Raw genomic sequence first — 5,671 nt, forward strand, 5'->3', positions numbered from 1 at the left:
GGGGAGGAACTGCGCTTTTTCGTGGTCAACCGCCATGAGGAGCTGCGGGATCTGCGCTTGCCCCTCAGCCCTTCCAGCATTGTGGGCTATGTGGTGCTCACCGGGGAGAGCCTGAATCTGCCAGATGTCTACCACCTGCCCGCCGACCGGCCCTATGCCTTTAACCCACAGGTGGATCGGCAGACCGGCTATCGCACCCGCTCCTTGCTCACTGTGCCCATGCGGGATCCCTCAGGAAAGATCCTTGGCGCCCTACAACTGTTGAACCGCCTAAAGCCGGATCACCCCACCCCCCTAGCTCCTGACCAGGTGGCCGAGTGGAGCCAACCTTTTTCTGAGCTGGAAGTCAGCGTGGCAGAAGCCCTAGCCTCCCAGGCGGCGGTTGCCTATCAAAACGTCCAATTGCGGGAAGAGCTCAAATCTGCCCACTTCGAGACCATCTTCTGTCTGTCTCTGGCCGCAGAATACCGGGATCAAGATACCTCCTTTCACCTGAAGCGGATGAGCAACTACTCTCGCATCATCGCCAAGCACTTGGGCCTATCCAGCCATGAGCAAGAGCTGATCTTCTACGCCAGTCCCATGCACGATGTGGGCAAAATCGGGATCCCGGATGCCATCTTGCAAAAGCCGGGGCGTCTGACCCCAGAAGAGCGGCAGATCATGAACCGCCACCCTGAGATTGGCTACGAAATTCTCAGCAAGTCCGACTCCGAGCTGATGCAAAAGAGCGCCATCATCGCCCTTACCCACCACGAGAAGTTCGACGGCAGTGGGTATCCGCGCGGCCTCAAAGGAGAAGGGATCCCTCTAGAAGGGCGGATTGTGGCCTTAGCCGATGTATTCGATGCCTTGGCCAGCCGTCGCCCCTACAAAGAAGCCTGGGCTTTGAATGAGGTCTTTCAGTTTGTAGAAGACAACAGCGGCAGCCATTTCGATCCGCAAGTGGTGGCCGCCTTTAACCGAGGACGCAGCGAAATTCTGGAAATCTACCACCGCTATCCAGAAACCCGCTAAATCCAGCTCCAGATCAATCAGGGATCCAAGATACCAACCCAGAACATTCAGCTCCAAAGGGATCCATCCCCGCAAACTGCAAAGAAGGGATCCCAGGCCATCCTTTCCGTACAATCCCGCAGAATCTTATGGGCAAAAGGTGGGATCCCAGGGCAAACTGAAGGTGGTCGATTTTCTGCACAAATTACCCCATTGAAGGCCGATTTAGGGCCGACTTTTTGTGTTGCTCTACACATTAGCATCCAACCCATCTGTACCCAACCTGTGCCGAGGATCCCTGTGATGGCTACCCTGACAAATCCACCCACTCCTACCCTATCGATCAACACCAAGCTGCGTGACTTGGCCTTGGTGGAGTTTCAGGTGAACGAGTCCACCCCTTGCGAGAATGTGGTGCGCCGCCTAGAAGATGACAGCAGCCTTTCAGGAGTCATCGTGCTGGACGAGCGGTCACAGGTGCGGGGAATGTTGACCCGCCGCGCCATTCTGGAGTGGATGCTTAGCAAGCCCTACGGCCTGGATGTGTTTTTGAAGCGGCCCATCAGCTCCATGGTAGAGTTCCATAGCCGGGATTTTCTCTTGCTCCCCGGCGACTGCGATGTCATCCAAGCAGCCGACCGAGCTTTCCAACGGCCCGAAGAGACCATCTATGACCCCGTGGTGGTTCAACTGGGATCCCAGGACTACCGCCTTCTCGATGTGCCGGTGTTGTTGGTGGCCCAGGCCCAGGTGCATCTGGCCACCCAGCGCAAGCTACAGGAGCAGCAGGAAGAGATGAAAAGGATCTTGGCAGAGCTGGAGCAGGAAAAAAACCGCAGCCTCCAGTATGCCCGGGATCTGGAGCGACAAAAAGCCGAGATCCTCAACCAAAACCTGGCCTTAGACATGGAACGTCGCCGGGCCCAACAGCGCTCCGAGGAGTTGGCTCGCCTTAACGCCCGCATCATTGAAATCAGTTCTGTGCTCTCTGAGAGAGGCAAATCCACCTTTGCCGCCACCTTTGCTGGGGTAGAAGCGGTGCGCACCCTCTTCCAGGAAGTTGCCGACAACAACCAGGAGCTATCCCGCGAACTCAAGGAGATCAACACCATCGTGGATTTGATCGTGGAGGTGGCAGGATACATTCGCCTGCTCTCCTTTAACGCGGCTGTAGAGGCCAACCGCAGCGGTGGTGCCGGGGGTTTTGGAGCCATTGCCCAGGAGATCCGCAAATTGGCCGGGCGAACCACCGAGGCCAGCAACCGCATTCGCGGCCTAGCAGAGCGTATCCAGCGCCAGAGCCAATCCACCCTGCAATCGGCCCAGAGCAGCGCTGAGGTGGTGCAATCCCTTTACCAGCAGGCCCAGTCGGCCCAGTTGGCCCTGGAAGAGCTGCAAACCCTGTTGGAACGAGCCCAAATCTAGCCTCCCTTTTGAGATTCTTCTGGATCCTGAGAGCCTGAGGTTGCCATGGTGGCTAGGGGGCAGCTTTCCCCTCTCGAATCTCATAAGTATAAAATTGCCCAGCCACGGCAAGGGTTTCAAAGTGGTAGGTGGGCAAGGAGATCCCCAGTGGGCCAAAGTTGAGCAACGACAAATCGGTGGTGTAGAGGCTGAAAAGGATAAAATTCTGCCGGCGGGTTTGGCGCATGAACAGAGCTTCTAGTTCGGGCTGGAGCTCTCGGACAAGGGCATGACATTCCTCAATCAAAGTGACCAAGAAAGCCGGGATCTGAGCACAGTATTCCCGCGTAGCGTAGGCGGCCAGTTGTTGCCCTGCATGGGTTCTGTACTCTTCTAAGGTGGGATTGGTGATGGCCAAAGCAGCCACTCCTCCCGCCAAAACCAGCCCGGAAAGCAAGGAAAAGACCTTCAGCATCGCAGCCTCCGAAACCAGATTTTCCATTCTGCTATAGGCTTGAGCCACCTCAACAGGGATCTTCCGGCAGAAGCCAAAGGGTTCTGTCCCGCTGACGCAATCGACCAAAGCCGACCCGTCGATCCCGTAGCCCTTTCGCCAGCCGCCTGCGCGGGATCAACAGCCAAACGCTCTACCCCGAAAGGACTCCTAGGAACCCGGTTCACCGGCGCTGCACGGCAACAGTGTTCCGGCAAGCCCACAGAAGGGCTCCATCCCTTGATTGAGTTGCCGGCCCACAGGTTAGGATGGGATCCGACGCGCAAACAGCTTGCTGCTCTCTATGGAACTTGCCGATCTAAGACGCACCCTAGAATCGCTCACCTTGCGCCTGAGCAACGCTCAGGACTATCTTTGACCTGCCCCACTTGGAGCAACAGATTGCCATCCTAGAGCAAGAAGCCTCGCAGCCGCAGTTTTGGAATGATGTAGAGGCAGCCCGCCGCCACATGCAGCAGCTCAACAGCCTCAAAGCCTCCTGGGATCAGGTGCATCGCTGGAAGGATCGCCTAGAAGATGCCGTCAGCGCCCTTGAGCTGCTCCAAGAAGAGCCCGATCCAGAACTCCTAGCCGAGACAGCAGGATCCCTGGCAGCGGTGGAGCGGGAGTTGGGCCAGTGGGAGCTACAGCAACTGCTCTCCGGCCCCTACGACAAAAACGGTGCCATCCTCACCATCACCGCCGGCGCAGGGGGAACCGACGCCCAGGACTGGGCGGAAATGCTCCTGAAAATGTACACCCGCTGGGCCGAAAACCAGGGCTACAAGGTCAGCCTCTCGGAATACTCCGAAGGTGCCGAAGCCGGCATCAAGTCCGCCACCCTGCTGATCGAAGGCCCCTACGCCTATGGTTATCTCTCTGCCGAGAAGGGTAACCACCGGATGGAGCGCATCAGCCCCTTCAACGCCAACGGCAAACGGCAAACCAGCTTTGCTGGCGTAGAGGTGATGCCGATTCTGGAAGAGGAAAGCGAGTATGAGCTGAAGATGGAAGATCTGGAGTTCGAGACCTCCCGCTCAGGTGGGGCAGGTGGCCAAAACGTGAACAAAGTGGAAACAGCGGTGCGGGTGATCCACAAGCCCACCGGCATTGCCGTGCGCTGCACCGAGGAGCGCTCCCAACTGCAAAACAAAGAGCGGGCCATCCAGATCTTGAAGGCCAAGCTGATCGAGATGGAAGAAGAAAAACGCAGACAAAAGCTGGCCGAGATTCGCGGCGAGATGGTGACTCAGGGCTTTGGGGGGCGTATTCGCACCTACACCTTCGATCCCTACAAGCTGATCAAAGATCACCGCACCAACGCCGAAACCTACAATGTCGAGGCCTTTATGAACGGCGAGCCGGAGGAGCTGATGCATTTTATCCAGGCCTATCTGCGGCAGGAATACGCCAAACAACAGGCCGCCGCAGTCTAGGGCCGGCTGTAGCGCTCCCACACCGCCTGCATGAGGGCAGACCGCTCCTGGGCTGAGAGCTGGGTCAAGGTCAGGGGATCCCCTTCCTGGAAAAACTCCCCTACCCCCCATCCCACGGCCCGGGGAGAGGCGGTTTTGGCTTGCAGGGATCCCGCCCAAGCCAACCCGTGCCAGGCGCCGATGGGAGTCTCCAGCGCCGAAGAAAAGACCAGATCCAGGCCGGGATGGCGGCTGAGATACTCCCGCAGCGCAATGCAGGAGCCCACCAGAGACGGCTTCACCACCAGGATCCCTGTCCATCCTGAGCGATGGACGGCTTGCAACTGTTCCAAACAGGCCACCGATTCATCCAAAGCAATGGGGGTCTGGTACTGGCGGCTGAGCTCCACCAGATGGGCGTGCTGATTCGGCGGCAGAGGCTGCTCCAAAAACTCGATCTTGCCCGGCGAGTCCTGGTTGAGCCGATCACAAACCATCAGCCACCGGTGGGCCTCCGCAAGCGTTAACCCCCCATTGGCATCCAAACGCAGACGGGATCCCGGCGGCAACCGCTCCAGCCATTGCTCCAGCTTCTCCAACTCCTGCTGCATGGGATCCCTCCCCACCTTGAGCTTGTACACCGACCGCGTGAGTGGGACGGAGTCCTTGTAGGAGTCCTTGTAAGATTCCGGCGGCAGGGTCTCCCCCAAAAGTTCACAGAAAGAGAGTAGAGAGAGATCCTTGTTCAACCAATCGGGATCCCGACAGGCCAGCCAAGCGCCTTCCAACCCAAACCGGCAGGCCGGCAGTGCTTCTGGGATCCCCAAAATATACGCCTCCGACAAAAGAGGGGGCAACTGCCGACAAAACGCCAGAGCCTGCTCTAAGGTCTCGCTGCCAAACCAAGGGATGGGAGCAATTTCCCCATATCCTTGACAGCCTGTCTCCCGATCCGTAAGCCGGATCAGGATCCCTTCGCGCACGGACCACAGTCCGTGGTGGGTACGCAGGGGCCGCCGAAAGGGACGCCAGTAGGGGCAAAACGCAAAGGAAAACCGCTTTTCCAGCCGCCCAAGCGGCACGGATCCCTCTTTTTGGGTATCCCCTGCAGATGATCTGCTGTGCCTACCAGCCACAAAAAGCTCAAGCAAGATAAAGAAAGGAAAAACGCCAGTTTTCTCAGAGGGCTGCTATTCAGAAACGATCCCCATCGTTTTCTTGGACATCTCGAGATTGACCCACAATCGTGACCTCAATCCAGAGTTATGGTTACTTCAGGCCAGGGTGAGACACCTGGGCTACTGAAAAAAGCCTTCTGGCACAATGCATTATGCATTATTGCTCCGCAACGCTGACGCGACGA

At 57.7% G+C, this 5,671-nt stretch carries 5 protein-coding genes; 3 read left to right on the plus strand and 2 right to left on the minus strand.

Annotated features, from left to right (window positions below):
• Window positions 1–1,017 (plus strand): HD domain-containing phosphohydrolase (locus NW856_RS13205; protein ID WP_414400631.1); only part of this gene is annotated, 1,017 nt, incomplete at its 5' end.
• A gap of 282 nt (window positions 1,018–1,299) precedes the next feature.
• A complete protein-coding gene (locus tag NW856_RS13210; RefSeq protein ID WP_414400632.1) occupies window positions 1,300–2,421 on the plus strand; it encodes a methyl-accepting chemotaxis protein in 1,122 nt (373 codons plus the stop codon).
• Between the two features lie 52 nt (window positions 2,422–2,473).
• On the opposite strand, the gene NW856_RS13215 is transcribed toward NW856_RS13210, so the two are convergent.
• On the minus strand, window positions 2,474–2,875 hold the full coding sequence (locus NW856_RS13215) for a DUF4359 domain-containing protein (RefSeq protein WP_414400633.1): 402 nt from the start codon (window positions 2,873–2,875) through the stop codon (window positions 2,474–2,476).
• A gap of 322 nt (window positions 2,876–3,197) precedes the next feature.
• On the opposite strand from NW856_RS13215, the gene prfB reads away from it, so the two are divergent.
• Window positions 3,198–4,329, plus strand: a protein-coding gene (gene prfB, locus NW856_RS13220; protein WP_414400634.1) for a peptide chain release factor 2 whose coding sequence is annotated in 2 segments (ribosomal slippage) — window positions 3,198–3,269 and window positions 3,271–4,329 — 1,131 coding nt in all. Because the reading frame shifts where the segments join, the coding sequence is not laid out codon by codon here.
• Here the strand turns inward: prfB and NW856_RS13225 are convergent.
• Entirely contained in the window at window positions 4,326–5,390 is a 1,065-nt protein-coding gene (locus tag NW856_RS13225) for an o-succinylbenzoate synthase (RefSeq protein ID WP_414400635.1), read from the minus strand. The two genes, prfB and NW856_RS13225, sit on opposite strands and share 4 nt — an antisense overlap.
• Window positions 5,391–5,671 lie beyond the last annotated feature (281 nt).

Source organism: Synechococcus sp. R3-13 (assembly GCF_047462195.1).
Classification (GTDB): Bacteria; Cyanobacteriota; Cyanobacteriia; order Thermostichales; family Thermostichaceae; genus Thermostichus.